The sequence below is a fragment of the Nocardia sp. NPDC059177 genome (assembly GCF_042755165.1).
Lineage (GTDB): Bacteria > Actinomycetota > Actinomycetes > Mycobacteriales > Mycobacteriaceae > Nocardia.
The window spans coordinates 118189-144377 of the sequence record NZ_JBHZBX010000011.1 but is presented as its reverse complement, the minus strand read 5'-3'; the positions used below and the strand labels follow the sequence as shown (position 1 = coordinate 144377).

The 26189-nt window shown below is 70.7% G+C and carries 22 protein-coding genes and 1 pseudogene; 8 read left to right on the top strand and 15 right to left on the bottom strand.

Translation table 11 applies throughout. The annotated features are described in order from the left end of the window. Window positions 1-2: 2 nt before the first annotated feature. From nusB to ACFXK0_RS16400, 3 genes are read right to left on the bottom strand one after another with little or no spacing between them, the layout of a single operon-like run. On the bottom strand, window positions 3-512 hold the full coding sequence (nusB, locus tag ACFXK0_RS16410) for a transcription antitermination factor NusB (protein WP_379411113.1): 510 nt from the start codon (window positions 510-512) through the stop codon (window positions 3-5). A gap of 2 nt (window positions 513-514) precedes the next feature. Beyond that, window positions 515-1078, bottom strand: a complete 564-nt coding sequence (efp, locus tag ACFXK0_RS16405; RefSeq protein ID WP_302870843.1) for an elongation factor P — start codon at window positions 1076-1078, stop codon at window positions 515-517. A 52-nt stretch (window positions 1079-1130) separates the two neighbouring features. Beyond that, on the bottom strand, window positions 1131-2252 hold the full coding sequence (locus ACFXK0_RS16400; RefSeq protein WP_379411110.1) for a M24 family metallopeptidase: 1122 nt from the start codon (window positions 2250-2252) through the stop codon (window positions 1131-1133). A gap of 176 nt (window positions 2253-2428) precedes the next feature. Between ACFXK0_RS16400 and ACFXK0_RS16395 the strand changes: the two genes are divergently transcribed. From ACFXK0_RS16395 to aroB, 4 genes and pseudogenes are all read left to right on the top strand, one after another. Further along, a complete protein-coding gene (locus tag ACFXK0_RS16395; RefSeq protein ID WP_379411109.1) occupies window positions 2429-2902 on the top strand; it encodes a prepilin peptidase in 474 nt (157 codons plus the stop codon). A 188-nt stretch (window positions 2903-3090) separates the two neighbouring features. Next, window positions 3091-4299 (top strand): chorismate synthase, encoded by a 1209-nt coding sequence (gene aroC, locus ACFXK0_RS16390; protein ID WP_379411108.1) that lies wholly within the window; start codon window positions 3091-3093, stop codon window positions 4297-4299. Window positions 4300-4397: 98 nt separating this feature from the next. After that, window positions 4398-5048 (top strand): annotated as a pseudogene (locus tag ACFXK0_RS16385) (shikimate kinase); the annotation flags it as partial. Window positions 5049-5494: 446 nt separating this feature from the next. Then, window positions 5495-6610 (top strand): 3-dehydroquinate synthase, encoded by a 1116-nt coding sequence (aroB, locus tag ACFXK0_RS16380; protein WP_379411107.1) that lies wholly within the window; start codon window positions 5495-5497, stop codon window positions 6608-6610. A gap of 52 nt (window positions 6611-6662) precedes the next feature. Here the strand turns inward: aroB and ACFXK0_RS16375 are convergent, their stop codons facing one another. The 6 genes from ACFXK0_RS16375 to ACFXK0_RS16350 all read right to left on the bottom strand — a co-directional run bounded on the left by ACFXK0_RS16375 (window position 6663) and on the right by ACFXK0_RS16350 (window position 14443). Beyond that, complete coding sequence (locus ACFXK0_RS16375) at window positions 6663-7106, bottom strand: B-4DMT family transporter (RefSeq protein WP_379411106.1); 444 nt, start codon at window positions 7104-7106, stop codon at window positions 6663-6665. Window positions 7107-7459: 353 nt separating this feature from the next. Continuing rightward, entirely contained in the window at window positions 7460-8278 is an 819-nt protein-coding gene (locus tag ACFXK0_RS16370; RefSeq protein ID WP_379411105.1) for a shikimate dehydrogenase, read from the bottom strand. Continuing rightward, complete coding sequence (mltG, locus tag ACFXK0_RS16365) at window positions 8271-9815, bottom strand: endolytic transglycosylase MltG (RefSeq protein WP_379411103.1); 1545 nt, start codon at window positions 9813-9815, stop codon at window positions 8271-8273. Before mltG ends, ACFXK0_RS16370 begins: the two co-directional genes overlap by 8 nt. Further along, window positions 9812-10360 (bottom strand): Holliday junction resolvase RuvX, encoded by a 549-nt coding sequence (gene ruvX, locus ACFXK0_RS16360; protein WP_379411101.1) that lies wholly within the window; start codon window positions 10358-10360, stop codon window positions 9812-9814. The genes mltG and ruvX overlap by 4 nt, the downstream gene beginning before the upstream one ends. Further along, window positions 10360-13026: an alanine--tRNA ligase gene (gene alaS, locus ACFXK0_RS16355; protein ID WP_379411099.1), complete on the bottom strand. Its 2667-nt coding sequence runs from the start codon at window positions 13024-13026 to the stop codon at window positions 10360-10362. The genes ruvX and alaS overlap by 1 nt, the downstream gene beginning before the upstream one ends. 70 nt (window positions 13027-13096) lie before the next feature. Beyond that, entirely contained in the window at window positions 13097-14443 is a 1347-nt protein-coding gene (locus ACFXK0_RS16350) for a replication-associated recombination protein A (protein ID WP_379411097.1), read from the bottom strand. A gap of 142 nt (window positions 14444-14585) precedes the next feature. On the opposite strand from ACFXK0_RS16350, the gene ACFXK0_RS16345 reads away from it, so the two are divergent. Further along, window positions 14586-16253 carry an alkaline phosphatase D family protein gene (locus ACFXK0_RS16345; protein WP_379411096.1) on the top strand — a complete coding sequence of 556 codons (1668 nt, stop codon included), beginning with the start codon at window positions 14586-14588 and terminating at the stop codon, window positions 16251-16253. Window positions 16254-16260: 7 nt separating this feature from the next. On the opposite strand, the gene ACFXK0_RS16340 is transcribed toward ACFXK0_RS16345, so the two are convergent. Next, window positions 16261-17085, bottom strand: coding sequence for a siderophore-interacting protein (locus tag ACFXK0_RS16340; RefSeq protein WP_379411095.1), 825 nt, complete (start codon window positions 17083-17085; stop codon window positions 16261-16263). 73 nt (window positions 17086-17158) lie between these two features. Further along, window positions 17159-18328 carry a phosphotransferase family protein gene (locus ACFXK0_RS16335; RefSeq protein WP_379411094.1) on the bottom strand — a complete coding sequence of 390 codons (1170 nt, stop codon included), beginning with the start codon at window positions 18326-18328 and terminating at the stop codon, window positions 17159-17161. A 193-nt stretch (window positions 18329-18521) separates the two neighbouring features. Here ACFXK0_RS16335 and ACFXK0_RS16330 point away from each other — a divergent pair, with 193 nt between their 5' ends. Further along, complete coding sequence (locus ACFXK0_RS16330) at window positions 18522-19541, top strand: hypothetical protein (protein ID WP_379411093.1); 1020 nt, start codon at window positions 18522-18524, stop codon at window positions 19539-19541. 3 nt (window positions 19542-19544) lie between these two features. On the opposite strand, the gene ACFXK0_RS16325 is transcribed toward ACFXK0_RS16330, so the two are convergent. Together ACFXK0_RS16325 and aspS are read right to left on the bottom strand one after the other, a co-directional pair. Continuing rightward, window positions 19545-20513, bottom strand: coding sequence for a DUF389 domain-containing protein (locus ACFXK0_RS16325; RefSeq protein ID WP_379411092.1), 969 nt, complete (start codon window positions 20511-20513; stop codon window positions 19545-19547). Between the two features lie 72 nt (window positions 20514-20585). Further along, the gene (gene aspS / locus ACFXK0_RS16320; RefSeq protein WP_379411091.1) at window positions 20586-22397 is read right to left on the bottom strand and encodes an aspartate--tRNA ligase; all 1812 of its coding nucleotides are present in this window, start codon (window positions 22395-22397) and stop codon (window positions 20586-20588) included. Between the two features lie 197 nt (window positions 22398-22594). Between aspS and ACFXK0_RS16315 the strand changes: the two genes are divergently transcribed. Beyond that, a complete protein-coding gene (locus ACFXK0_RS16315; RefSeq protein WP_379411090.1) occupies window positions 22595-23524 on the top strand; it encodes a neutral zinc metallopeptidase in 930 nt (309 codons plus the stop codon). A gap of 47 nt (window positions 23525-23571) precedes the next feature. Further along, entirely contained in the window at window positions 23572-24066 is a 495-nt protein-coding gene (locus tag ACFXK0_RS16310) for a hypothetical protein (protein WP_379411089.1), read from the top strand. Between the two features lie 96 nt (window positions 24067-24162). Here the strand turns inward: ACFXK0_RS16310 and ACFXK0_RS16305 are convergent, their stop codons facing one another. Together ACFXK0_RS16305 and ACFXK0_RS16300 are read right to left on the bottom strand one after the other, a co-directional pair. Then, on the bottom strand, window positions 24163-25782 hold the full coding sequence (locus tag ACFXK0_RS16305; RefSeq protein ID WP_379411088.1) for a hypothetical protein: 1620 nt from the start codon (window positions 25780-25782) through the stop codon (window positions 24163-24165). Then, the gene (locus tag ACFXK0_RS16300; RefSeq protein ID WP_379411087.1) at window positions 25779-26108 is read right to left on the bottom strand and encodes a type VII secretion target; all 330 of its coding nucleotides are present in this window, start codon (window positions 26106-26108) and stop codon (window positions 25779-25781) included. Before ACFXK0_RS16300 ends, ACFXK0_RS16305 begins: the two co-directional genes overlap by 4 nt. Window positions 26109-26189: the final 81 nt, after the last annotated feature.

Here is a 26189-nt window from a genome sequence, read left to right as displayed (position 1 = left end):
GCTCAGGCCTCCGGTTCCGGGCGCGGGGCCCGGGTGGCGGCTGCCGCGGCGCGGACCTGCGGCGCGACCTGCACGACCTGGCCGAGCACACCGTTCACGAACGACGGCGAGTCGTCGGTGGACAGCTCCTTGGCCAGCTCCACCGCCTCGTCGACCGCGACGACCGGCGGCACATCGGTGGCATGGAACAGCTCCCACACCGCGATCCGCAGGATCGCCCGGTCGACGGCGGGCAGCCGCGACAGGGTCCAGTCCTGCAGATACGACTCGATGGTGCCGTCGACCCGGTCGAGATCGTCGGCGACGCCCTCGACGAGGGTGCCGGTGTAGGTGTGCACGGGAGCCACGCTCTGGTCGTGGGTCGCGAGCTCGGCACGCTCGGCGAGCAGGTCGGAGACGTCGACGTCGCGCGCCTCCGCTTCGAACAGCAGGTCGACGGCGCGACGGCGCGCTTTGTGGCGCGCGCCGAGCTTCTTGAACGAGCCCTTCTTGTCTGCCGAGGAGTCCGTCACGATCAGGCGTTGACGCGGCCGAGGTAGCTGCCGTCGCGCGAGTCGATCTTCAGCTTGTCACCGGTGTTGATGAACAGCGGGACCTGCACCTCGGCGCCGGTCTCCAGGGTGGCGGGCTTGGTGCCGCCGGTGGAGCGGTCGCCCTGCAGGCCGATGTCGGTGTGCTGCACCACGAGCTCGATGGTGACCGGCAGCTCGACGAACAGCGGCGCGTCCTCGTGCACGGCCACCTGCACGCCCATGTTCTCCAGCAGGAAGCGCGCACCGTCGCCGATAGTGGCCTCCGCGATGGAGATCTGGTCGTAGGTGTCACCGTCCATGAAGATGTAGTCGGTGCCGTCGTGGTACAGGTAGGTCATGTCGCGACGGTCGACGGTCGCGGTCTCGACCTTGACGCCCGCGTTGAAGGTCTTGTCGACGACCTTGCCGGACACGACGTTCTTCAGCTTGGTCCGCACGAACGCGGGGCCTTTGCCCGGCTTCACGTGCTGGAATTCGACGATCTGCTGGAGCTGACCGTCGATCTTCAGCACAAGGCCGTTCTTGAAGTCGCTGGTGTCCGCCACTGTCCTCGGATCTCCTCGTTCGTTTACTGCTGCGGTCTGGGTGCGACCGGCGTCAGTCGACGACGGTCAGGTCCTTGGTGGTGAGGGTGAGCAGTTCCGGGCCCCCTTCACGCACCACGAGCGTGTCCTCGATCCGGACCCCGCCGCGGCCGGGAAGGTACACACCAGGTTCGACGGTCACCGCCACGCCAGCAAGAAGTGTACCGGTACTGGTTTTCGCCACTCCCGGCGCTTCGTGGATCTGCAGACCGACCCCGTGCCCGAGCCCGTGCACGAACTGCGGGCCGTAGCCGGCGGCATCGATCACCGATCGGGCCGCGGCGTCCACCGCGGCGGTGTCCACACCCGGCGCGAGCGCCGCGCGACCGGCCCGCTGCGACTGCTCGACCAGGTCGTAGATCTCGCGCTGCCAGTCGGTGGGCGTGCCCAGGACCAGGGTCCTGGTCATATCGGAGTGGTAGCCGTCGACGACGGCGCCGAAGTCGAGTTTGACGAAGTCACCGGCGGACAGCACGGCGCCGGTGGGCCGGTGGTGCGGGACGGCGGAGTTGGCGCCCGCGGCGACGATCGTCTCGAACGAGATCGCCTCGGCGCCGTGGTCGAACATCGCCCATTCCAGGTCGCGGGCGACCTGACGTTCGGTGCGGCCGGGGCGGATGAGGCCGCGCTCGAGCAGGGTGGCCAGGCCGGCGTCGGCGGCGGCGCAGGCCGCGCGCAACTGGGCGACCTCGTAGTGGTCCTTGACCATGCGCAGCTGCTCGACCAGCCCGGAGGTGGGGACCAGTTGCAGCCCGGTCCGCTGCTCCTGGAAGGACTTGTGCTGCTCGACGGTGACGATATGACTCTCGAAACCGACCCGGCCCAGCTGCCACTCCCCGGCCAGTTCGAGGATGCGGCGCGCGGTCGCGCGGGAGATCTCGGCCTGCAGATCCGGCACCTGCGCGGCGACCTGCGCGGAGTAGCGGCCGTCGGTGCCCAGGACGGTGCGGTCCTCGGCGCCCCGCATGTCCCAGGCGTGCACCACCAGGACGGCGTTGGAGCCGGTGAAGCCGGTCAGGTAGCGGACGTTGACCAGATCGGTCACCAGCAGCGCGTCGACTCCGTTCTCCACCAGCAGGCTCCGCAGGGCGCCGCGCCGCGCGGCATGGTCGGGGCCCGGGTAATCAGCACACATGGGTCAACGCTACCGCTCGACCCGCGACACGTCGGCACCGAACGCGGCAGATTCCGCCACGGCGGGGCACGCCGGGCGCGCGAAACTGGAGACCGGTCTGTCCACAACACCGAAAGTTGTCCACAATCGCGGTGCAGGGGGTCGATCTGCGGAGCGCCGGCCAGCACGATCGAGGCATGACAACTGCCGCGTACTGCCTGCTCGTCGCCTGGTGTTTGCTGCTGGGCGTCATCGATATCCATGCCCGCCGGCTGCCGAACGCACTCACCGGTGCCGGCGCCGCCGCCGTCTTCCTCTATGCCGGGTACACCGGGCAGCTCGCCACCGCCGTGATCGGCGCCGCGCTGCTGACGATGCCGTATCTGGTGACGCATCTGCTCTCCCCCGCGGCCCTCGGCGCCGGGGACGTGAAACTGGCCGTCGCGCTGGGCGCCGCCGCGGCCCTGGCCGGGCCACCGGCGTGGACCTGGGCCGCGTGCGCGGCGCCGGTGCTCACCGGGCTCGCCGCCGCCGCGATACTGGGCAGGCAGTGGCTGCGGACCGCGCTGGGTCGCGCCGTCGACGGCGCGCGCGGGATCCGGCCGGGCAGGCTGGTGCCGCACGGGCCCGCGATGTGTCTGGCCACCGTCTCGGCGATGGCGCTGACATGACCGGGGCCGCGACGCGCCGAGGCCGCGGAGACGCTGATCCGGACACTCCGGCCGGGCCGCGGACCTGCTCGGCGCGGCGAGATCGGGGCGGTGGACGCCACCGCGCGGCCCGGTGCACCGTGGACGTGCCGCTCGTCACGTCGGACCACGTGCCCGCCTACGCGCGTCGACGTGGGAAGATGGTCGGCGTGTTGCGCTGGATAACTGCCGGAGAATCCCATGGTCCCGCTCTCGTCGCCCTCCTGGAAGGGATGGTCGCCGGAGTCGAGGTGACATCGGACGATGTCTCCGCACAGCTCGCGCGCCGCAGGCTCGGCTACGGGCGCGGCGCCCGGATGAAGTTCGAGGCCGACAAGGTCACCCTGGTCGGTGGCGTGCGCCACGGCCGCACCATGGGTGGTCCGGTCGCGATCGAGGTCGCCAACTCCGAGTGGCCCAAGTGGACCGAGGTGATGTCGGCCGACCCGATCGACGAGACCGAACTGGCCGGGATGGCGCGCAATGCGCCGCTGACACGCCCGCGTCCCGGGCACGCCGACTACTCCGGGATGCTCAAGTACGGCTTCGACGACGCCCGGCCGGTGCTCGAGCGCGCCAGCGCGCGCGAGACCGCGGCCCGGGTGGCCGCGGGCACCGTGGCCCGCAACTTCCTGCGGCAGGCCTTCGGTGTGGAGGTCATCTCGCACGTGGTGTCGATCGGCACCGCCGCGAACACCACCGGTGTCACCCCGGCACCCGGCGATCTCGACGCCATCGACGCCAGCCCGGTCCGTGCGTTCGACGCCGGCGCCGAGGCGGCGATGATCGCCGAGATCGAGGCCGCCAAGAAGGACGGCGACACCCTCGGTGGCGTCGTGGAGGTCATCGTGGACGGCCTGCCCATCGGGCTCGGTTCGTTCACCAGTGGCGAGCAGCGCCTCGACTCGCGCCTGGCCGCCGCCCTCATGGGTATTCAGGCGATCAAGGGTGTCGAGGTCGGCGACGGTTTCGAGACCGCGCGCCGGCGTGGCAGCCAGGCCCACGACGAGATGCGTCCCGGCCCCGACGGGGTGCTGCGTTCGACCAACCGGGCCGGTGGCCTGGAAGGCGGCATGACCAACGGCGAGGCGCTGCGTGTGCGCGCGGCGATGAAGCCGATCTCGACGGTGCCGCGCGCGCTGTCGACCGTCGACATGTCCAGCGGCGAGGAAGCCGTCGCCATCCACCAGCGCTCGGATGTGTGCGCGGTGCCCGCGGCCGCGGTGGTCGCGGAATCGATGGTGGCGCTGGTGCTGGCGCAGGCCGCGCTGGAGAAGTTCGGCGGCGATTCGGTGGCCGAGACCGTCGACAACATCACCAGTTACGTCAAGCGGATCGGCAACCGCCCGCACGTGCCCGCGGACAGCCGTACGTCGTGACCGGGCCGGGGCAGCAGGGGGCCGCGCAGGATGACGCGGGCCCCCCGCCGACGACCGTCGACCCCGCTGCCGACACCGCGACCGACGCGGTCGCGAACGTGCCGCGCGCGCGGGTGGTACTGGTCGGTCCGCCCGGCTCCGGGAAGTCCACGATCGGGCGCAAACTCGCCAGGGAACTGGGCGTCGAGCTCTACGACACCGATGCCGGGATCGAGGCCGACACCGGGCGCAGCATCCCGGAGATCTTCGCCACCGACGGCGAACCGGAGTTCCGCCGGATCGAGGAGCAGGTCGTGCGCCGGGCTGTGCTCGAACACGAGGGCGTCGTCTCCCTCGGCGGCGGCTCGGTACTGTCCGACCGGACTCGCGCGGTGCTGCGCGGGGCGACCGTGGTGTACCTGGAAATCAGTATCGGCGAAGGACTTCGGCGCACCGGGTCGAGCAATGCCCGGCCGCTGCTCAACGGCGCCGACCCCGCCGCCAAGTACCGCGAGCTGATGAATCTCCGGCGGCCGCTGTACAAGGAGGTCGCCACGGTGCGGGTGCGTACCGATGGGCGCAGCCCGGGCCGGGTGGTGCGGATGATCCTGGCCAAGCTCGGACTCGAATCGGTGCGCACCGACCTCGACCCGCAGCGCCGGAGCGGAAACGCCGCTGCCGCTTCGGGTTCGGTGACCAGCAGGCCCGGCAGCGGCAGCAATCGGTCCCGGGTCCGGCGCCAGTCGAGGGCACGGGCCGCGGCCGCGCGACGCGCGGGCGCCGAGCAACCGAAAACCGTCGACCCGGCCGCGACCGGCGATACCGGCCGGCACCGTGGCGGCGCGGCACGATCGGAGTCCGGCACCGACGCCCAGGGCGCGACCGCGCGGTCCGGCCAGGGCGAGCAGCGCACGGCCGGCTCCCGCCGGTCCCGCCGGACCAGGTCGCGCCGCGGTGGCGCCCGCATCCGGACGGCCGCGGCGAACCGCGAGGCCGCCAATCGCACTGCCACACCGGGCGACCGCGGCTCCGCGGCGAGCCCGGCCGCCCCGGCGACCACCGGCACCGGCACGCCGGAGCCGGCCGGTCACCGCACCGGGGCGAGCCAGCCGACCCCGGACCGTACGGCCGCGCCGAGCGACCGCACCCGACGCACCAAGCCGCGGCGACGCGGCCGACGCCCCACCACCGACCAGAAAGAATCGGAGCAGCGCACGTGAACGAGCCGACCACCATCCAGGTCCGCACCGCCGACCCGTACCCGGTGATCATCGGCCGCGGGCTGCTCGGCGACCTCGTCGAGTCCGTCACCGCGGGCAATGCCGTGCGGACGGTGGCGATCTTCCACCAGCCGCCGCTGGCCGAGACCGCCGAGGCGGTCCGCACGGCGCTGGCCGAGACCGGGGTCGACGCGCACCGCATCGAGATCCCCGATGCCGAGGACGGCAAGGACCTGGCCGTTGCCGGATTCTGCTGGGAAGTGCTCGGCCGGATCGGGCTGACCCGCAACGACGCCATCGTGAGCCTGGGCGGCGGCGCGGCCACCGACCTGGCCGGTTTCGTCGCCGCGACCTGGATGCGTGGCGTGCGCATCGTGCACGTGCCGACCACGCTGCTGGCGATGGTCGACGCGGCGGTCGGTGGCAAGACCGGCATCAACACCGAGGCGGGCAAGAACCTCGTCGGCAGCTTCCACGAGCCCAGCGCGGTACTGGTCGACCTGGTCACGCTGGAGACGGTGCCGCGCAACGAGATCGTCGCGGGCATGGCCGAGATCATCAAGGCCGGTTTCATCGCCGACCCGGTCATCCTCGACCTGATCGAACGCGATCCCGAAGCCGCCCTCGATCCCACCGGGGACGTGCTGCCCGAACTGGTACGCCGGGCCATCCAGGTCAAGGCCGACGTGGTCGCCGCCGACCTCAAGGAATCGAGCCTGCGCGAGATCCTCAACTACGGACACACCCTCGGCCACGCCGTGGAGCGGCGCGAGCGTTACCGGTGGCGCCACGGCGCCGCGGTGTCGGTCGGCCTGGTGTTCGCGGCCGAACTGGGCCGGCTGGCCGGGCGTCTCGACGACGCCACCGCCGACCGGCACCGCACCATCCTGGAGAGCGTCGGCCTGCCGGTCAGCTATGACGGCGACGCGCTGCCCCAGCTGATGGACGCGATGCAGACCGACAAGAAGACCCGCTCGGGTGTGCTGCGTTTCGTGGTGCTCGACGGTCTGGCCAAGCCGGGCCGGCTGGAAGGGCCCGATCCGTCGCTGCTGGCGGCCGCGTACTCGGCGATCGCTCGCGAGGGCACCGCGGGCGGTGCGATCCTGCTCTGAGACGCAGAGTACCCCGGCGAATTCCTTCGCCGGGGCACGATCGCTCGACTCGTCAGTTGGCCGCGGCCAGCACCGGTTCGGTGGCCGGCGCGGCGGTGCCGGTGGCACGGCGCGAACGGGCACGGCCGAAGGCGACGCCGGCCATCGACGGCAGGAACACCAGCAGCATGATGAACGAGGCGGCCGAGGTCAGCTCGAACAGCGCGCCCGCGTCACCGAGCTCGACGCGCGGGACCTGATCGAGCACCCAGCACACCGCGCTGCTGCCCAGCCCCGCCCCGAAGCCGGCGGCCAGCCAGCGCACCGTCAGGTCGTCGGCGTCGGAACGCGCGTCCCGCATACCCCAGAGGACCGCGACGGACACGATCGCGAGCAGGCAGGCGGCGCGCCACACCATGCCGTAGGTCGGCAATACCGCCATCGCGAATCCGAGCAGGACCCGCAACGCGACGACCAACGCGCCGAGACCGACGGCTCGTAACACCCAAGCGCTCATGGGCAACACCTTAGCTCGCCAAAACTAGAACCGGTATCAATTCTGCGGATCAGGACGGTATCCACATGTCGTAGCGGCCGCTGCCGTCGGTGCGCGCGACGCACTGCGCCCGATCATTCCACAGCGGCCGGTTCTTCAGGCAGTTCGCCATCGAGCCATTCGACGCCGCCGCCACACAGACGAACCCCCACGTCGGCTGCGCCGAGGCACACCCGGCTCGAGCCACCGCCGGCGCGCCGGCAACGAGCCCGGACGCGGCGACAGACAATACGGCGACCCCTACTACTCGACCGATCACGAGTCGACCCCTCCCGTAGATTGTGTTGAGCTACAGGGTAATCCGGGGTTCGGTGCTAGGGAAGGGACTCCGCGAGCGCCGCCACCATCGCCGCACGCGGCGCGGGCTGTCCGGTGAACAACTCGACCTGCCGATAGGCCTGGTTGACCAGCATCTGCAGACCGCTCACCACCGTGTGCCCGGCCGCCGCCACGGCCTCGGCCAGCGGGGTCGGCCAGGGGTTGTAGATCGCGTCGAGGACCACCGGAGCCGCCGCCACCGGGCCGGCGACCGCGGCCGCGGCGCTCGCGGGAATCGTGCTGACCACCGCGCCCGCCCGCGCGCACACGGCGGCGAGCGCATCCGCGTCGAAGCCGATCGCCGACACCGCCATCCCCAGCCGCTCGGCGAGGTCGAGCGCGTCGCGGGCCCGGCCTGCGTCACGCGCGACCACGGTCACCGACGCCGCGCCCAGTTCCGACAGGGCCAGCAGCGCGGGCCGCGCGGTGCCGCCCGCGCCGAGCACCACGGCTTCGCGCAGCCGGTCGACACCGCCGCCGCGCAGCGCGCCGAGCACGCCGTCGACATCGGTGCAGTCGGCCAGCCAGCCCGCCTCGGTCCGCACCAGCGTGTTGGCCGAGCCGACCAGCACGGCCCGGTCGGTGCGCACGTCCGCGCGGGCCAGGGCGGCTTCCTTGCCCGGCATCGTCACCGACAGTCCGACCCACTCCGGGCCGAGTCCGTCGACCAACCCGGGCAACCGCTCGGCCGAGCACTCGATGCGCTCGTAGCTCCAGTCCAGGCCGAGCGCGCGGTAGGCGGCCAGGTGCAGCTGCGGCGACCGCGAGTGCGCGATCGGCTGACCGAGTACCGCGGCCTTGCGCTGCTCAGCCACCGTAGGGCCGGGAGCTGTCGAGGATGCCACTGCGCTGCGCCTGCGCGACCAGCTGCAGGTGCTCCTGGTAGTCGTCGGTGAACAGGGTGGTGCCCTCCTTGTCGACGGTGACGAAGTACAGCCACTCCCCTGGCTCCGGATTCTCCATCGCCTTCACCGCCTCCAGCGACGGTGCGGCGATCGGGGTCACCGGCAGGCCGTACATCGCGTAGGTGTTCCAGGCGGTTTCCGTGGCGCGGTCGGCGTTGGTGGTGGCCACCTCGGTGGTGTCGAGGGTGTAGTTCACCGTCGAGTCGAACTGCAGCATCTGATCGACCTCGAGCCGGTTCACGATCACCCTGGCGACCTTGCTCATGTCCTGCGGCTTGGCTTCACGTTCCACCAGCGAGGCCGCGACCAGCGTCTCGTACGGGGAGAGCCGCGTGTTCAGGCCGGACTGCAGCAGGCCGGTCGATTCGTAGCGCTGCACACTCGCGGTCACCAGCTGGTGCAGGATCTGCGCCGGGGTGCCGCTCGGGTCGAAGTCCCAGGTGCCCGCCGCGATCAGGCCCTCGAGCTGCCTGTTGCGGTCCGGGGACGCGCGCACCCCGTCCATCGCCCATTGCGGCACGCCGAGCGCGGCCAGGTCCATGCTCGCGCCCGCGGCGTCGAGCTGTTCGTAGGTGACGCACTTCTTCTCGGTGCCGTAGCAGCTGGCGTCGGCGATCTTGCGGTAGATGCCGTCGTAGCGGCCGCCGGTACTCGCGTCGTGCTTGTCGTGCAGCAGCCGGCCCTCGGAGACGGTCACATTGCCGACGCGCGCCTTCCCACCGACCAGCGCGGTGACGGCGTCGGCGGCCGGGCTGTTCACCCCGATCGCGTAGTACCCGGGCTGCACGCTGTTCATCCCCGTGTTCTGCACGGCCGCCTGGTAGAACGCCTGGGTGCTGGCGACCACGCCGCGCTCGTACATGGCCTCGGCGATCTGCGTCGCGGTGTCACCGTTGTGCACCTGCACGATGACCAGGGCGCCGGGCGGGCCGGCGAAGTCCTCGGCCGGGTTGAGGCTGCCGATCAGCTTGTAGCCGGCGTAGCCGGCGCCCGCCACGACCAGCACCATGAGCAGTCCGGTGATCAGCCACACATTGCGGCGGCGCCGTTTGCGCTCGGCCGCTTTACGCGAGGCGATCCGCGACCGCTTGCTGTTGCGGCCCGACGCCGGGCGCGCGCGAGCACCCTCGCGTGGCTTCTCGCCGGTTTTCGCCCGCGGCTTCTCGCCGGGCTTGTCGCGAGGTTTGCGGTTCGCGGGCGCGGCGCGCTCGCGGACGCGCCGCGGTGGAGCGACCGGTTCCGGCTCCGGCTCGTCGTAGGGCTCGTCCTCGTAGCGTGGGATGACGTCGGTACCGTCCTCGTCGTCCCAGCCGGCCGGCCCCGCGGGCTGCTGCTCCTCTTCGCGCGCGGTGCGGGCATCCAGACCCCAGTCGTCGCGCCGGGGGTAGCGCCGATCAGCTTCCCGCGCCCGGTAGCGTTCCTCGGCCCTGGCCCATCGGTCGGTCATGCATCATCTCCGACCGCATTCGTCGTCTCTGCGTCCTTCAACACCGAACTCCGCTCGTCCAACCATCCTTGCAGGATCGATACGGCTGCCGCCTGGTCGATCATCTGCCGCTGGCCACGTGCGCGAACTCCGCTGTCGCGCAGCGCACGTGCAGCAGACACCGTAGTCAAACGTTCGTCGGAAAGGCGTATCGGAATCGGGTCGATCACCCGGCGCAACTGCCGGGCAAACTTGCGGGCAATCCCCGCTGCCGTGCCGTTTTCCCCTCGCAGGGTGCGTGGCAACCCGATGATCACCTCGACCGCTTCGTACTCCCGCACAATCTCGGCAATTCTCGCGATATCGGTGGGCGGACCGCCCGCGCGCCCGGATTTGGCGCGCGCGACGGTCTCGACCGGGGTCGCGAGAATTCCGTCGGGATCGCTGGCGGCGACCCCGATGCGGACACTGCCGACGTCGACGGCGATCCGGCGGCCCCGACCGGGGTCGGTCGCCGGATCCGGTCGATCAGCGGCGTCGTCGTCGGCTGAACCGGGGGTGCTCATCAGCCGGCGAGTTCGGCCACCCGGGCGCGGACCGCGGTCAAGCCCGCGGGAATGCCCGCCGGCTCCGAGCCGGAGCCCTGCGCCATCTCCGGCTTGCCACCGCCGCGGCCCGCGATGCTCGGGCCGAAGCTGGCCACCAGATCGCCCGCCTTGACGCCGAGGTCCTGGGCGGCCTTGTTGACGGTCACCACGAACGGCGCCTTGCCGTCGACATCGCCCAGCAGCACGACGATCGCCGGATCGCTGCCGAGGCGGCCGCGGATGTCGGTGGCCAGGGTGCGCAGATCACCGGCCGTGACGCCCTGGGGCGCGGCGGCGGCGACCAGGCGCATCGCGCCGACCCGCTCGGCCTGGTCGGCGAAGGTGCCCGCCGAGGACAGCACCGCGGCGATCTTGGTGCGCTCGAGTTCCTTCTCGGCGACCTTGAGCCGCTCCACGAGCTGCTCCACCCGACCGGGCACCTCGTCGGAGGGCACCTTCAGCGAGGACGCGACACCGGCCAGCAGCGCGCGCTCCTTGGCCAGGTACTTGTAGGAGTCCAGGCCGACGAAGGCCTCCACGCGGCGCACGCCGGAACCGATCGAGGATTCACCGAGCACGGTGATCGGGCCGATCTGCGAGGAATGCTCGACGTGCGTGCCGCCGCACAGCTCCATGGAGAACGGGCCGCCGATCTCCACGACACGCACCTCGTCGCCGTAGTTCTCGCCGAACAGCGCCATGGCGCCCATTTTCTTGGCCTTGGGCAGATCGGTGACGAAGGTGTTCACCGGGAAGTCGGAACCGACGGCGTCGTTGGAGACGGCCTCGATATCGGCCTTCTGCTGCTCCGACAGCGCGCCCTGCCAGTTGAAGTCGAAGCGCAGGTAGCCGGGCTTGTTCAGCGAACCGGCCTGCACGGCGTTGGGGCCGAGCACCTGGCGCAGCGCGGCGTGCACCATGTGCGTGCCGGAGTGGCCCTGGGTGGCGCCGCGACGCCAGGCCGGATCGGCCTGGGCGAGCACGACATCGCCCTCGGTGATCTGGCCCTGTTCGACGGTGGCCTTGTGCACCCACAGCTTCTTGGCGATCTTCTGCACATCGTTGACGCGCAGCTTCAGGCCGGCGGCGGTGATGGTGCCGCGGTCGGCGATCTGGCCGCCGGACTCGGCGTACATCGGGCTGCGGTCGAGGATGACCTCGACATCGGAACCCGCCTGCGCGACCGGGACCCGCACGCCGTCGGCGATCAGGGCCAGCACGTGCGCCTCGGAGGTGAGCTCGTCGAAGCCGGTGAACTCGGTGGCGCCGCGGTCGACCAGTTCCTTGTAGACGGTCAGGTCGGCGTGCGCGTGCTTGCGGGCCTGGGCGTCGTCCTTGGCGCGCTTGCGCTGCTCGGCCATGAGCGAGCGGAAGCCGTCCTCGTCCACCGAAAGGCCTGCCTCGGCGGCCATTTCGAGGGTGAGGTCGATCGGGAAGCCGTAGGTGTCGTGCAGCGCGAAGGCGTCCGAGCCCGCGATCTGCTTGCCGCCCTTGGACTTCACCGCGGTGGCGGCGTTACCGAAGAGGGTCTCCCCGGTGTCGAGGGTCTTGCGGAAGGCGGTCTCCTCGCCGACCGCGACGGTCTCGATGCGGGAGAAGTCGGTGCCCAGTTCGGGGTAGGACGGCGACATCAGATCGGCGACGACCTTCATCAGCTCGGCCATCACCGGCTTCTCGGCGCCGAGCAGGCGAGCCGAGCGCACGATGCGGCGCAGCAGGCGGCGCAGCACGTAGCCGCGGCCGTCGTTGCCGGGGTTCACGCCGTCGGCGATGAGCATGGCCGAGCTGCGGACGTGGTCGGCGATCACACGGAAGCGCACGTCGTCGGCATGCTCGACGCCGTAGGAGCGGCCGGTGAGCTGCTCGGCCTTGTCGATGATCGGGCGCAGCAGATCGGTCTCGTAGACGTTCTCCACGCCCTGCAGCAGCATGGCGACGCGTTCGACGCCCATGCCGGTGTCGATGTTCTTGCGCGGCAGCGAGCCGATCGGCGGGTGGCCCTGCTTGGGGCTCAGGTCACCGCGGATGTCCTGCATGAACACGAGATTCCAGATCTCGAGGTAGCGGTCCTCGTCGGCGACGGGCCCGCCTTCCTTGCCGTAGGCCGGGCCGCGGTCGTAGTAGATCTCCGAACAGGGACCGCCGGGACCGGGTACGCCCATGTCCCAGTAGTTGTCCTTGCCGTCGCGGAACTGGACGCGCTCCTTCGGGATCCCGGCGACGCGATGCCAGATCTCGGCGGCCTCCGGGTCGGACTCGTAGGCGGTGACCCAGATCCGCTCGGGATCGAAACCGAAGCCGCCCTCCTCCTGGGACCGGGAGATCAGCTCCCAGGCCAGGGTGATGGCGCCTTCCTTGAAGTAGTCGCCGAAGGAGAAATTGCCCGCCATCTGGAAGAAGGTGTTGTGGCGGGTGGTCACGCCGACCTCGTCGATGTCACCGGTGCGCACGCACTTCTGCACGCTGGTCGCGCGCGAGTACGGCGGCGCTTCCTGTCCCAGGAAATACGGCTTGAACTGGACCATGCCCGCGTTGACGAACAGCAGGTTCGGGTCGGCCAGGATCAGCGAGGCACTGGGCACCTCGGTGTGTCCGGCGCGGACGAAATGGTCCAGGAAGCGTCGGCGAATCTCGTGGGTCTGCACAAATACCCAGCTTACCGGTGCGGCGCACGTGGTTTTTCATCGACCGGGGTGGCGCACACCACTGCCACGATCACCTGCCACGCACGATCCGGCGCAGCCGGGTGACGCGGGGGCCCACCTCACGCTCGTAGCCGTGATCGGTGGGCTCGTAGTAGTCGGTGCCGACGAGTTCGTCGGGCGGATACTGCTGGGTGACGACGCCGTCGCGGGCGTCGTGCGGGAACTTGTAGCCCTGGGCGTTGCCGAGGCGGGCGGCCCCGGCGTAGTGCCCGTCGCGCAGGTACGGCGGGACGGCGCCGGCCTTGCCCGCCGACACATCGGTCATCGCCTTGCCGATCGCCGAGGTGACCGCGCCGGACTTGGGCGCGGTGGCCAGGTGGATGGTGGCCTGGGCCAGGGCCAGTTTGCATTCGGGCAGGCCGACCAGCTGGACCACCTGGGCGGCGGCGGTCGCGGTCTGCAGGGCGGTGGGATCGGCCATGCCGATGTCCTCGCTGGCGTGGATCATCAAGCGCCGCGCGATGAATCGCGGGTCCTCGCCGGCGGCGAGCATGCGGGCCAGGTAGTGCACGGCGGCGTCGACATCGGAGCCACGGATGGATTTGATGAACGCGCTGATCACGTCGTAGTGCTGGTCGCCCGCGCGGTCGTAACGCACCGCGGCCTTGTCGACGGCGGCTTCGACGAGTTCGAGGTCGACGGTGCCGTCGTCGGCCGATTCGGCGGAGGCCTCCAGTGCGGTCAGCGCCCGCCGGGCATCGCCGCCCGCGATGCGCACGATGTGGTCGAGCGCGTCGTCGGCGACAGTGACCGCGCCGGCCAGTCCGCGCTCGTCGGTGACCGCGCGCTCGAGCACCGCCCTGATGTCCTCGGGCGTCAGCGATTGCAGTTGCAGGACCAGCGATCGCGACAGCAGCGGGGACACCACCGAGAACGACGGGTTCTCGGTGGTCGCGCCGACGAGCAGCACGATCCGGTTCTCCACCGCGGCCAGCAGCGCGTCCTGCTGGGTCTTGGAGAAGCGGTGGATCTCGTCGATGAACAGCACGGTCTGCTCACCTGCCGAGAGCCGCCTGCGCGCCAGATCGATCACCGCGCGCACCTCCTTGACCCCGGCCGAGAGCGCCGAGAGCGCTTCGAACCGGCGGCCGGTGGCCTGCGACAGCAGCGAGGCGAGGGTGGTCTTGCCGGTGCCGGGCGGCCCGTAGAGCAGCACCGAGGCCGCACCCGAACCCTCTACCAGGCGGCGCAGCGGCGAGCCGGGACCGAGCAGATGCTGCTGGCCGATCACTTCGTCGAGGGTGCGTGGGCGCATGCGGACGGCGAGCGGCGCGCCCGGATCGCGACGGATCATCGCGTCGGCGCCGGGCTCGGGGTCGGCGTGCGCGCCGGGCACGTCGAAAAGACTCTCGCTCACACCGAGCAGGGTACCGACGGGGTCGGACAGCTCCGCCGGACCGACCCGGCCGCGGCGACGGACGACGCAAAAAATGGGCAGTTGACCAATATTCGGTCCGCCGACTTGCGCCGGCGCCCGCGGTGGGCTGTGATCGCTCATCGTGGCCGACAACTCCAGCACCGTCGTTTCCCCGCCGCACGGACACTTCGCCCGGCGCACCCTGTTCGCCGGCGGCACGGCCGTCGCGGCGGTCGCGGTCCTCGGCACCGCCGCCCCCGCGCACGCGGCGAACTCCGTCTTCCGCCACGGCGTCGCCTCCGGTGACCCGCTGCCCGGCGCGGTGATCCTCTGGACCCGGGTGACCGTCGCCGAGGACGCGACCCCCGGCTCCGGGCTCGGCGCGGCGACCGGGGTCCGCTGGGAGATCGCCACCGACGCCGGTTTCGGCGACATCACCGCCTCCGGCACCGTGACCGCCTCGGCCGAATCCGACCACACCGTCAAGGTCGACGCCTCCGGCCTGACCCCCGGCACCGAGTACTACTACCGCTTCACCACGCTCGGCCAGACCTCCCCGATCGGGCGCACCCGCACCGCGCCCGCCACCGACGCCGAGATCGACCGGCTGCGGCTGGGCCTGGTCTCCTGCGCGAACTGGGAAGCGGGCTGGTTCGGCGCCTACCGGCACCTGGCCGCGCGGACCGACCTCGACGCGGTCGTGCACCTCGGCGACTACCTCTACGAGTACGCGCGCGGCGAGTACACCGGCCGCACCGGTGCCGTGCGCGGACACGATCCGGCGCACGAGATCGTCTCGCCGGCCGACTACCGGATCCGGCACGGCCAGTACAAGACCGATCCCGATCTGACCGCCCTGCACGCGCGGCTGCCGTTCATCTGCACCTGGGACGACCACGAATCGGCCGACAACTCCTGGCGTGAGGGCGCCGAGAACCACGATCCGGCCACCCAGGGCGCGTGGACCGACCGCAAAGCCGCCTCCACGCGCGCCTACCTCGAATGGATGCCGGTGCGCGAGACCCGCGCCGACGGGCAGGTGCAGATCTACCGGCGGCTGCGCTTCGGCACCCTGGCCGAGCTGTCGATGCTGGACCTGCGCAGCTACCGCGACGAGGAGGCGGGACCGGGCGCGGGCTGGCGGGTCGCCGACGATCCGGCGCGCACCATCACCGGCCGCGCCCAGATGCAGTGGCTCACCGCGGGTCTGGTGTCCTCACCGGCCAGGTGGAAGCTCGTCGGCAACTCGGTGATGATCGCGCCGCTGGTCTTCCCGCCGCTGGAAGCCGCCACCACCGAGGCGATCACCGCCGCGCTCGGCCTGCCGCAGGGCGGTATCACCGTCAACGGCGACCAGTGGGACGGCTACACCGCCGACCGCCGCACGCTGTTCTCGGCGATCACCGACAACCAGGTCGGTGACGTCGTGTTCCTCACCGGCGACATCCACACCTCCTGGGCCGCCGACCTGCCGGTGGATGCCGCGAACTACCCGGGCGGGCCGACTGCAGGCGCGGAGTTCGTGGTCCCGTCGGTGACCTCCGCCAGTGTCGGCGATCTGCTGAAGGTCCCCGCGCGGACCGCCTCGGTGGCCGCCGAGGCGGCGATCCAGACGGCCAATCGTCATCTGCGTTACGTCGAACTCGACTCGCACGGCTTCGGCGTGCTCGAGGTGACGGCCGGGCAGGCGCAGATGGACTGGTTCTATGTCCTCGATGTCACCGATCCGGGCAGCGGGGTGCGCCACGGCATGTCCTTCGCGGTTCCCGCGGGCGGACGGCTCGAGCAGCGCGGCGCCCCGATCGGCTGAGCGCCGATCACGAACTCTCGGCGGCCAGTTCGCGCTTCCATTCGCGGAAGCCCTCTTCGGTCCGCCCGCGGCGCCAGTATCCGGAGATCGAGAGCCACTTCGGCGCGACCGCGCGTTCCTTGCGCAGGTACGGGCGCAGATTGCGCATCACGGCCTCGGCCTCGCCGTGCACGAACGCCTGCACCTGGCCGGGCAGCCAGTCGCCGGCCCGCACCGCCGCGACCAGGGGTGCGTTCGCACCGGCCAGCTCGTCGGGGATGGCATCGGCGGACGCGCCACGATGCACCCAGTGCAACCGCAGGTCGGCGGGGGTGTCCAGGGCGATCTCGTCGTCGGGGCCACCGACCTCGACGAACACCTCCGCGGGCGCACCGGCGGGCAGCTCGGCCAGCCCGGCCGCGATGGCGGGCAGCGCCGATTCGTCGCCGGCGAACAGGAACCAGTCGGCCGCCGGGTCGGGCGCGAAGGCACCGCCGGGGCCGAACAGCAGGAACCGCTCGCCGGGTTCGACCGACCCGGCCCACGGGCCCGCGACACCCTCGGCACCGTGCACCACGAAATCGATGCTGATCTCGCCGGTGCCGGCGGCATAGGACCGGACGGTGTAGGTGCGCAGCACCGGCTGGCTCTCCGGTCTCAGCGTCGCCCGGACGGCGTCGAGATCGAACGGCTCGGGATACTCGACCCCGGGCACCGGGAAGATCAATTTCACGTAGGCGTCGGTGAATCCGTTCGGGACGAACTCCGACGGATCGACGGTGCCGACCACCCGCACCAGGTGCGGGGTCAACCACTGCTTGCGGACGACGGTGACGCTGACCGGTTTCGGCACGCCTGCTCCCAACTCCTCGGATGATCCGACATCCGCCGACGCTACTCCCGTCGCGCCGGAAAGTGGGCTGCTCCTATTCCGCCCAGCGTTCCTCGAGCATGGCCGAGACCTGTTCGGCGAAGTCGCCGACCGCGTCGTCGCCGGTGACCCGCGCGTCCTCGGCCAGCGCCGACCAGCGGTTGATCAACGCCTCCGAACGCGGCACCGACAGGCCGTGCTCGCGGGCGGTGGCGATGCGGGTGTGATCGGCGGGCAGGAACCAGTAGGTCGACAGCCAGACCCAGATCAGCCGCGCCTCGAGTATCCGTTCGGCCAGCACGGCGTCGTCGGCCAGCGAGGGCCAGACCCCGACCACCGCCGAACGCCAGGCCTCGACCATCTCCCTGGCCCGGCTGCGCGAGAGCTCGAAATCGCACAGGCAGCCGGGGAACGAGACCAGCGCGTACGCGATGTCGAGGGTGGCGTCGCGGAAACCGCCCCACTCGTAGTCGAGGAACCGCGCGCCCTCGTCGTTCATGATCACGTTGTCCGGGCACAGGTCCGACGGGCTGAACGCGCGGTACCGGCCGCCGGTGAACAGGCGGTTGCCGTGCACGATGCGCTCGGCGATCTCGCCGGGGACCTCGATGCCGAGTTCGGTCCGGAGCAGACCAGGCACCTCGGCGATCGCGGCCTGGGCCTGCTGGGCGATGCCGTCGACGCGATGCACCGAATCGACCCGGCGCATGAGCGCGACGAAGTCGGGTTCGCGCCCGACGGTCGCGGCGTGCATCCGGCCCAGCGCCTGGGCGAAGGCCATCAGCGCGTTGCGGGTACCCGGCTCGACCCTGGCCCGCAGCACCGAGGTGAGCAGCGCGTTGTCGCCCAGATCCGACAGCACCAGCAAACGATCGGGAACACTGTGCGCGATCAGGAAGGCGCCCGGCCGCTGTTCGCGGCTCAGCGCCGTCGTGAACTGGTAGGACACCGCCTCCCGCAGGAATGCCGCATCGATGCTGGCGACTCCGGGCGCCATGCCGCCGGTGCGGCGGTCCTGAGCGGAGCCGCGCACCTGTTTCACGATCAGCGTGCGCGGCAACGAAAATGCGTTTTCCGCAACACGCACGCGTAGGACTGTCGTCCTACCACTGCCACTGAGCTCCATCGGATCGCTCAGCTTCACCGGAGCACCCATTCGCTTTGTGAGCAACTGTTGTGCTGCGGACACGACGTCGGCGGCGCGTTCGGCCAATAGTGCGGTCATCGCCTCTCAAGCTACTCGTACCTGGTCACTTCTAGCGAGCGGTTGCACAACCTTTCCGCGTCGCTCGGCGTGTTGGCGCCGAGGTTGCGCGAGTGTGCCTGTTCGCTTGACACACTCGACGGTTGTCAGGTTTTCTCATCGTCAACTGCTGTGCGCCACACCGCAAACCGGTTGAGTCGAAAGGTCTATCACAGTGACCGACACACCGTACGCCGCATCGAGCGATTCCCCCGGTGGGTCGCCCGTTCCCGGCGGTGGCGGACAGTTCGCCGGACCACCCCCCACCCCGCCCGGCCAGGGTGCTCCCCCGGGCGCGGGCAGCGGTCACAGCAGGCACGGAATGGCCGGTGGCGCAGGCTATCCGCAGTTCGAGGGCCCCGGCGCCGCGCAATACGGCAACGAGCCGGTCGAGCCCGCGCCCCCGATAGCCGGCGCGAGCGGACCGGCACCGCAGTACGGTCCGGCCGGCACCGGTCCCGGTTACCCCGCAGCCCAGGCGAAACCGGACAGCGGCGCCTATGCCGCCGCACCCGCGCCCGGCGTGTCGGGCGGTTCGGCCGGGCAGCCGCCGGGTTACTACCATTCGGGAGCACAAGCCCTCGATGTCGGCCGATCACTGAGCTACGGCTGGGAGCGGTTCCGCGCCAACCCCGGTCCGTGGCTGGGGGTCACCGGCGTCGGTGTGCTCATCTATCTCGCGTTCCTGGCCGTCGTCCAGATCTTCGAGCCCACTTCGCTGTTCACGGTGCTGTTCCTGTTCCTGATCGTGCTGGTCGCGCTGTGGCTGCTGCAGGCGGTGATGGTGCGCGGCGCGCTCTACGAAACCGACGGCTACCCACCGGCATTCGGCTCGTTCTTCCGATTCGTGAACGCGGGCAATGTCCTGCTGACCGCGCTGCTGGCCTTCGCCGCGACCCTGATCGCCGCCGCGCTGTGCCTGCTGCCCGGCCTGATCGTCGGCTTCCTGTGCATGTTCTCGATGCACTTCGTGATCGACCAGGACTACGGTCCGGTCGAGGCGATCAAGGCCAGCGCGCAGCTGGTGATCGCCAATCTGTGGGCCGCCTTGCTGCTGGCGCTGACGATCACCCTGGTGACCCTGGTGGGTCTCGCACTGTGCGGTTTCGGGCTGTTCGTGGCCGGTCCGGTCTGCGCCGTCGCGGTCACCTACGGCTACCGGATGCTCACCGCGGGCCCGGTGGCGCGCATCTGAACCTCACCGGTCGAACGGCGTGCGCATCCCGATCGCCCGCTGGAACCGGTGCAGCGGCCCGGCCTCGTTGCCCGCGCGTGGACGCAGCTCCAGCACGAGCACCCCGGCCACGACGATGCCGAGCAGGTTGACCGCGAGCTGCCCGACTGACTCGAAGGCCCGGTGCCACTGGCCGATGGCCGCGGCCACCACCGCGTAACCGGCGGCGGGCACGGTGGTGACCGAGATGAACACCCCGATCAGCGCCGCCGATTTCGCCGTCACCAGCGAGAGCATGCCGGCCGCACCCGCCAGCAGGGCCACGACCAGGGAAAACGGTCCCACCTCGTAGATGAAGTCGACATTGTGCGCGTCGATCACACCCTCGGTGGTGATCCAGCCGAACCGTTCCCAGATCAGCGTCGCGAACAGGGTGATCACCATCGCCACCGGGAACGCCACCGCCAGCGCGATCACCGACCGCCGGGCCAGCCGCCAGTTGCGCCGCACCAGGGCCACCGACAGCGCCGCCAACGGACCGAACTCCGGGCCGACCACCATCGCGCCCACGATGGTGACCGGCGAGTTCGTCGCGACGCCGACCGAGGCCAGCAGGCAGGCGATGGTCAGGAACGCGACGAAGGTGGCGTTGAGCGAGGCTTCCTCGTGCGTCTCCTTGATCAGCTGTTCCCAGACCACCGCGTCGGTGGGATCGCCGGGCGCGGCCCGCACCGCCCGGTCGGCGGCATCGGAGAGCACCGTGGTGACCGGACCGAGGGTGATACCGCCGTGTTCGACCATGCCGAGCGCCTTCACATCGGCGAGCACCTTGTTGGCGCCCTCGCGGGCCACGTCGGCCTGGACCAGATCGCCCACCGGATCGAGCGCGACCCCGCGCGCCACCGTCAGATGGGTGACGCCGGGGTCGGCTTCGAGCATCCGCACCAGCTCGTCGGTGCGCTGGGACGGGCTGATGACACGCAGGTGCAGCACCGGAGCCTCCTGGTCGAGTCGCCGTGACGACGGCGAGCTGACCAGAAGGTACCGGCCACTGCGAAAACCGCGCTACTTCTCGGCGGCGGCGGTCTTCGGCGCGGCGGCCTTGCCGTCGGCCTTGACCTCGGGCTTGGCGTCGATGCCCGCCTCCTTGCGCTGCTGCGCGGTGATCGGCGCCGGCGCGTCGGTGAGCGGGTCGACGCCGCCGCCGGTCTTCGGGAAGGCGATGACCTCGCGGATGGAGTCCTCGCCGGCCAGCAGCGCGGTGATGCGGTCCCAGCCGAAGGCGATGCCGCCGTGCGGCGGTGCGCCGTAGGAGAAGGCGTCGAGCAGGAAGCCGAACTTCTCCTGGGCCTCGTCGTGATCGATGCCCATCACCTGGAACACGCGTTCCTGCACGTCCCGGCGGTGGATACGGATCGAACCGCCACCGATCTCGTTGCCGTTGCAGACGATGTCGTAGGCGTAGGCCAGCGCGGCACCCGGGTCGGTGTCGAAGGTGTCGATCGACTCCGGCTTGGGCGAGGTGAAAGCGTGGTGCACCGCGGTCCAGGCCGAGTAGCCCAGGGCCACGTCACCGCCGGCGGTGGCGTCGGCGGTCGGCTCGAACATCGGGGCGTCGACGATCCAGACGAAAGCCCAGGCGTTCGGGTCGATGAGGTCGCATTTGCGGGCGATCTCGCCGCGCGCCGCGCCCAGCAGCGCGCGCTGTGCCTTGGTGGCGCCCGCGGCGAAGAAGACGCAGTCGCCCGGCTCGGCACCGACATGCTTGGCGAGGCCCTCGCGCTCGGCATCGGACAGGTTCTTGGCGACCGGGCCGCCGAGGGTGCCGTCTTCGTTGACCAGGATGTAGGCCAGGCCCTTGGCGCCGCGCTGCTTGGCCCAGTCCTGCCAGGCGTCGAGCTGGCGACGCGGCTGGCTCGCGCCACCGGGCATCACGACCGCGCCCACGTACTCGGCCTGGAACACCCGGAACGGGGTCTGCGCGAAGAACTCGGTGCACTCGGTGATTTCGACACCGAAGCGCAGGTCGGGCTTGTCGGAACCGAAGCGGCGCATGGCCTCGGCGTAGGTCATGTGCGGGATCGGGGTCTGGATCTCGTAGCCGACCAGGCTCCACAATGCGGCGAGCACGTCCTCGGCCAGCAGGATCACGTCCTCCTGGCGCACGAAGCTCATCTCGATGTCGAGCTGGGTGAACTCGGGCTGCCGGTCGGCGCGGAAGTCCTCGTCGCGGTAGCAGCGCGCGATCTGGAAGTAGCGCTCGATACCGCTGACCATCAGCAGCTGCTTGAACAGCTGCGGGCTCTGCGGCAGGGCGTAGAAGCTGCCCGGCTGCAGCCGCGCGGGCACCAGGAAGTCGCGGGCGCCCTCGGGGGTCGAGCGGGTGAGCGTGGGGGTCTCCACCTCGACGAACTCGTGGCGGGCCAGCACCTCGCGCGCGGCGGCGTTGACCTTGGAGCGCAGCCGGATGGCGTGCGCGGGGCCCTCGCGGCGCAGGTCGAGGTAGCGGTACTTGAGGCGGGCCTCGTCGCCGGGGGTCTCGTCGAGCTGGAACGGCAGCGGCGCGCTCTCGTTGAGCACGACCAGTTCCTTGACGTCGACCTCGATCTGCCCGGTCGGCAGCTCCGGGTTCTCGTTGCCGTCGGGCCGCTGCTCCACCACACCGGTGATCTGCACGACGTACTCCGCGCGCAGCTTGTGGGCCTGCTCGGCCGCCTCGCCCTCGCGGAACACGGCCTGCGCGACACCGGAGGCATCGCGCAGATCGATGAAGATCACGCCACCGTGGTCACGACGCCGGGCCACCCAGCCGGTGAGGGTGACGGTCTGACCGGCGTGCTCGCTTCGCAGCGAACCAGCCAAGTGGGTGCGCAGCACGGTATTCCTTTCGACGACGTGTCGCACCGGCGGAGAAGACCAGGTGCACTGCCATCGTAGTGAGACACGTTCGCGGAGTGAAAACCGATATCCGGCTCACCGTGTCAAGCTTGTGACACCTGCCCGCCGTCCGCCGCCCGCCGACGGCGAATCATGCTGGTGGCCTGCTGGACAACCGAGCGAAGGCGAGTACGGCGATGACCTTCAACGAAGGTATGCAGATCGATCCCGGACGGGCATCCTCGGGCGGCGGTCCCGGCACGGGCGGCAAACTCGCGATCGGTGGCGGCGCGGGCGGCCTGATCCTGCTGGTGATCACGCTGCTGATCGGTGGCGATCCCGGCTCGGTGCTGGGCAGCTTCACCGGCGCGCAGACCGAGCAGCAGGCCGGTGCGGCGGGCACCGCCGGCACTCCGGCACACTGCAAGACCGGCGCCGACGCCAACAAGTACGTCGACTGCCGGGTGGTGGCGACCGCGCAGAGCCTCGACGGGGTGTGGTCGCAGGAACTGCCGAAGCAGACCGGCACCCGGTACGTGGAGCCGAGGCTGGTGCTGTTCTCCGGCGCGGTCAGCACCGGGTGCGGCAATGCCACCAGCGACGTCGGCCCGTTCTACTGCCCGGCCGACCAGACCGCCTACTTCGACACCAGTTTCTTCCAGGAGCTCACCGACCGCTTCGGCGCCAGCGCGGGCCCGCTGGCCCAGGAGTACGTCGTCGCGCACGAGGTCGGCCACCACATCCAGAATCAGCTCGGCGACATCGGCCGCGCCCAGCGCGATCCGAAGGGCGCGCAGTCCGGCGCTGTCCGCACCGAACTGCAGGCCGACTGCTACGCCGGGATCTGGGCCCATTTCGCCGACAAGCAGCCCGCCCCGGGCAGCAGTCAGCCGTTCCTGAAGCCGCTGTCGGACAACGACATCCGCGACGCTCTCTCGGCCGCCAATGCCGTCGGTGACGATCGGATCCAGCGTGCGGCCGGGCGCGGGGTCAACCCCGAGTCGTGGACGCACGGATCCTCCGAGCAGCGCCAGAAGTGGTTCCTGGCCGGCTACCGCACCGGCGCGGTGTCCTCGTGTGACACCTATTCCGCGGGTGACCTGAACAACCCGCCCGGGCTACGCTGACCCCCGAACGCGACACCGACACACTGTCTTCCGATCGAGGGGAACCCATGCGCTTGACCATGACCGGACTGCTCGTCTGCGCGCTCGCGCTGCCGGGGATGAGTGCCGCCGCGCACGCCGACCCGGCGCCGCTACCGCTGGTCAGCCTGACGACGATTCCGGACGGCTGGTCCCAGCGCACCGACCTGCGGCCGGTCCTGCAGGTGTTCGCCGACGGCGCGGCCGTGCACAGGCCCGACGTGGTGAGCAAGGATCGCAAGCCCGAGACCGAGCCGAAGAAGGTGACCGGCACGGTCGCACCCGAGGTGATCGCGGCGGCCCGCGACGAGATCACCGCGCTCGCCGAGGTCGATTTCGGCATCCCGGCCGGTGACGGCAAGGGCACCCAGATCATCGACCTGATGCCCGACGATCCGGCCGGCGAGGTACATCTGGTGGTCTACTCCCCCGGTGCCACCGAGGGGCTCGACGGCGACCAGCAGGCCGCGCGCAAGCGGTTCGCCGACCTCTGCAAGAAGCTTGTCGACGCTTTCAAGAGCTGAGCACCTTCTAGAGCTGAGCACCTTCTAGAGCTGAGCACCTTCTAGAGCTGAGCACGGGTTCGTCGGCGGTCTCCGGACCGCCGACGAACCCGCCGCTCAGAACCGGTCTTCGTCGGCCTCGCGCTCGTCCTCGTGGACCGCGCCGATGACATCGGGCGTGGACTCACCGAGCGGGCCGGTGAGATCGTCGTTGCCGGTCCGGCTCTGGTACGGGGTGACGGTACGGCCGTGTTCCTCGTCGGTGCCGCCACGCTGACCCGCGCCTGCGCCCGCGCCGCTGCCACCGCCCATGAAGTTGGACCCGCTGGTGCTCGCTGCCGTGGTGTTGCCGCCCAGACCGCCCAGTCCGGTGGTCATGCCGCGGGCGGTACCGGGGACAGCCGCGCCGGGGACACCTGCCGACTTGGGCGTGCCCGAACTCGGCGTGCCTGCACTGCCACCGGTGCCGTTGGGGCCGCCGGCGACGCCGAGCGCACCCAGCGAGCCGCCGGTCCCGCCGGGACTGCCGGTCGAACCACCCGTGCCGAGGCCCGAGGGCGTGGTGCCCGGGGTAGTGGTGGTGCCGGGGCTGGTCGTGGTCGCGGCCAGGGTGGAGTCGTCGGTGCCGGTGAGCGCTTCCTCGGCCTGGGTGAGCAGCGGCTCGCCGATGTTCTCCGAGACCGCGGTGAGCGCTTCCTCCGGGGAGGGCAGCCCGCTCTGCGCGGCGATCTGCTGCACGACACCGCTGAGTTCGGCGGTGTGCCCGGCCAATTGGCCGCGGGTCACGTTGACCACGGTGACCGCCTCACCGAGGTGCTCGGTGGCCAGGCCGATGAGGGTGGCCTGGGTCGGCGGCAGCATGATCGTCGGGGCCAGCGCGGCCGCCTGGGCGGCGAAGGTGGTGGCGATGCTGGACAGCTGCGCGTTGCCCGACTGGACGACGGCCGCGGCCTGCTGGGTGAGCGCGGCGATATCGAAACCACGCTGGCTGGTCTCTCCGCCCTCGGTCTGCGCCTGCTGGCTGGCGGTGGTCGCCGCGTCGGAGGACTCGCCCTCCCACAGCTGCTGGACCGTTTTCACCCCACCCTGGGCCAGGCTCATGGCCTGCTCGATCATCGCCGAGGAACTGCTCAGGATCGAGGTGGGGTCGATCGAGTCGAACAGCCCGGTACCGAAGCTCTCCAGCAGCGACAGGATCGGATCGAACAGCGACTCGATGCCGGGCAGCTCGGGCAGCGACAGGCCGCTCAGCAGGGCGGCGACCGGATCTTCGCTCTGCGTGGTGGTGGCGGCCGAGGTGCTGGCGGGGGTCGTGCCGCCGGTGGCGCCCGACAGCGCGCTCTTGGCCTGGTCGAACACCGTCTGCGCGTTGGACAGCACCGGCGCGACGAGCGCGTCGATCGAGGTCTGCGCGTCGCCGAAGGCGGTGGCCGCGTCGTCGGCGACACCGGAGAGGATGTCCTGGGCGTCGACCGAACCGTCGGTCAGCCCGGACAGTCCGGAAAGCCCGGCGGTGGGCAGCGTGCCCGCGGCCTGGGTCTCGTCGGTGATCTTCTGGGCCAGGGTGAAGATCGGCTCGTCGACGTCCTCGGGCACCTGCATCAGCGGTACGTCGAGGATGGCCTGATCGGCGTAGTCGACCGGCAGGGTGGCCAACGTGGACTGGGTGGCGGCATCGGCGGTGGCCAGGGCGGTGTCGGGCGTGATGACGCCCGCGTCGGCGCTCAGCGGCTTCATGCTCCACCTCCGAGACCGGCCGACTGGCGCGCGATGTCGGCGGCGCGGGACAGATCGCTGGTCTCCAGGGTCACCGACGTCTTGAAGGCGGCATCGGAGAGCGAACTGAACTTGGCCGACAGATCGTTGATGTCCTTGGCCTGCAACGCCTGCGCGGCCGCGAACATCGCCAGATAATCGGCGCCGATCAGGCCGAACACCGGCGTCATCGCGGCGACGTTGCCTGCCGCGTCGGTGATGCCCGCCGAGGCGACATCGGCGGCCACTACGGAATTGGTCGCGGCGAAAGCCGTGACAGCATCTGTTTCGACCGAGAGATCGGTCATGCGAAATCCCCCCAACTCGTCGTGAAAAGTCTTCTCCGGGTTGCCCGGCCGGGGTCGCGAAACTCCCGGCGCGACGACCCG

Coding starts and splice junctions, on each gene's coding strand:
- ACFXK0_RS16400 (WP_379411110.1), bottom strand. CDS start 2,252: ATGTGTGCTGATTACCCGGGCCCCGACCATGCCGCGCGGCGCGGCGCC.
- ACFXK0_RS16395 (WP_379411109.1), top strand. CDS start 2,429: ATGACAACTGCCGCGTACTGCCTGCTCGTCGCCTGGTGTTTGCTGCTG.
- ACFXK0_RS16375 (WP_379411106.1), bottom strand. CDS start 7,106: ATGAGCGCTTGGGTGTTACGAGCCGTCGGTCTCGGCGCGTTGGTCGTC.
- mltG (WP_379411103.1), bottom strand. CDS start 9,815: ATGACCGACCGATGGGCCAGGGCCGAGGAACGCTACCGGGCGCGGGAA.
- ruvX (WP_379411101.1), bottom strand. CDS start 10,360: ATGAGCACCCCCGGTTCAGCCGACGACGACGCCGCTGATCGACCGGAT.
- ACFXK0_RS16335 (WP_379411094.1), bottom strand. CDS start 18,328: ATGACCGCACTATTGGCCGAACGCGCCGCCGACGTCGTGTCCGCAGCA.
- ACFXK0_RS16315 (WP_379411090.1), top strand. CDS start 22,595: ATGACCTTCAACGAAGGTATGCAGATCGATCCCGGACGGGCATCCTCG.
- ACFXK0_RS16310 (WP_379411089.1), top strand. CDS start 23,572: ATGCGCTTGACCATGACCGGACTGCTCGTCTGCGCGCTCGCGCTGCCG.
- ACFXK0_RS16305 (WP_379411088.1), bottom strand. CDS start 25,782: ATGAAGCCGCTGAGCGCCGACGCGGGCGTCATCACGCCCGACACCGCC.
- ACFXK0_RS16300 (WP_379411087.1), bottom strand. CDS start 26,108: ATGACCGATCTCTCGGTCGAAACAGATGCTGTCACGGCTTTCGCCGCG.